Origin of the sequence: Mesorhizobium sp. M0621, from assembly GCF_040320745.1 — a bacterium.
Taxonomy (GTDB): Bacteria; Pseudomonadota; Alphaproteobacteria; order Rhizobiales; family Rhizobiaceae; genus Mesorhizobium.
This window is the reverse complement of sequence record NZ_JAMYQF010000134.1, coordinates 1-1,048: the sequence shown is the minus strand read 5'-3', so window position 1 is coordinate 1,048 and position 1,048 is coordinate 1. Positions and strand designations below refer to the sequence as shown.

Below are 1,048 nucleotides of genomic sequence, written 5' to 3'. Positions count from 1 at the left end.
CTAGAGCGGTTCGCATTTAGGTTGACTTGTAGCCTGCGCTTTCGATGTAGTTGTTGCATTCGTTTGGGGTGACGTCGTCGAGGGTGCTGGCGATGGCGTTGTGTACGGCCTCGATGCTTCGTTTGGCGGCACGTCGCATGCAGTGCTTGAGCTTGGCGAACAGCTTCTCGATTGGATTGAGGTCTGGGCTGTAGGGCGGCAGGAAGAAGAGCCTTGCGCCAGCAGCCCTGACGATATCGCGGACGGCTTGGCCCTTGTGAGAACCGAGATTGTCGAGAATGACGATGTCGCCCGGCTTCAGTGTTTTGATGAGTTCGGTTTCGACATAGACGCGAAAGGCCTGCGCATTGATGGGGCCGTCAATGACCCAAGGCGCCTCTACCCGATCATGCCGCAGCGCCGCGATGAAGGTCATCGTCTTCCAATGGCCATATGGCGCGTGGGCCATCAGTCGCTTGCCGCGCACACCCCAGCCACGCAACGGTGCCATGTTGGTCTTGACCCATGTTTCATCCAGAAAGACCAGGCGCGTAGGATCAATACGGGTCTGGTAGCGCATCCATTGCGCACGCCGGCGCATCAGCTTTGGCTTGAGCTGCTCGGCCGGCAGAACGGTTTTTTTTGAAGCTCTTGCCTTCGCGATGCAAGAAGCGACCGACGCTCGCAGGATGAATGGTGAGACCACGTTCAGCCAGTGCCGCCGTCAATTGATGAAGCGTTATGTTGGCATCTCGCTCGACCTCGCCCAGCACGAAGGCACGGTGCTTCCCGTCGATCAGATAGGGCCGATGACCGCCCATCTTGCCGGGCGCCGCACTGCCTAACCGACGCTTGCGCGCCGCCCACTTGATCACGCTCGACACTGCCACCTTCAGCGCCGCAGCTACCTCGTAGCTCGTCTCGCCCTCTTCAAGGCGCGCCAGCGCCCGCTCCCGTAGATCCATCGAATAAGGCTTCGCCATCAGTCCCGACCTCCAACGGTCAAAACATCGAATCTGATTTGCTCAATCTTGGGAATCCTGATTCAGCTAAAACGCGAACCGCTCTA

At 58.7% G+C, this 1,048-nt stretch carries 1 protein-coding gene; it reads right to left on the bottom strand.

Annotation, left to right across the window (positions count from 1 at the left end; genetic code table 11):
• Positions 1-16: 16 nt before the first annotated feature.
• A protein-coding gene (locus NKI38_RS33455) for an IS630 family transposase (RefSeq protein ID WP_352665152.1) occupies positions 17-962 on the bottom strand; the annotation gives its coding sequence in 2 pieces (ribosomal slippage) (positions 17-622 and positions 624-962; 945 coding nt in all).
• Positions 963-1,048 lie beyond the last annotated feature (86 nt).